Source organism: Stenotrophomonas sp. TWI377 (genome assembly GCF_039674525.1).
Lineage (GTDB): Bacteria > Pseudomonadota > Gammaproteobacteria > Xanthomonadales > Xanthomonadaceae > Stenotrophomonas.
Genome location: NZ_JBDJNT010000046.1, coordinates 1 through 379, shown reverse-complemented (window position 1 = coordinate 379; position 379 = coordinate 1). Strand labels below are relative to the sequence as shown.

Annotated in this window: 2 tRNA genes; both read left to right on the top strand. The window is 59.1% G+C overall.

Going from position 1 to position 379, the window contains the following annotated elements:
* Positions 1 to 8 precede the first annotated feature (8 nt).
* A tRNA-Leu gene (locus ABE546_RS18590) sits at positions 9 to 95 on the top strand.
* A gap of 181 nt (positions 96 to 276) precedes the next feature.
* Positions 277 to 363: transfer RNA gene (locus tag ABE546_RS18585), tRNA-Leu, on the top strand.
* Positions 364 to 379: the final 16 nt, after the last annotated feature.

The following is a 379-nucleotide window of genomic DNA, read 5'->3' as shown; positions in this document are numbered from 1 at the left end:
CCTGAGTCGCCCAGGTGGCGGAATTGGTAGACGCACTAGCTTCAGGTGCTAGCGGGGGCAACTTCGTGGAGGTTCGAGTCCTCTCCTGGGCACCATGACTCAGAAAATGATCAAACCCGCGCAAGCGGGTTTTTTCGTTTCTACCGCCCTGCACTCGCCCGCGCACGATTCGCGCGGCATCGGCGGCGGTCACGCTGGATCGCGCGGCGAACGAAATTTTCTGCGACATCCTGTTGACACAATCCCGGTTCTCCCGCAGAATTCTCCTCCTGAGTCGCCCAGGTGGCGGAATTGGTAGACGCACTAGCTTCAGGTGCTAGCGGGGGCAACTTCGTGGAGGTTCGAGTCCTCTCCTGGGCACCATGACTCAGAAAATGAT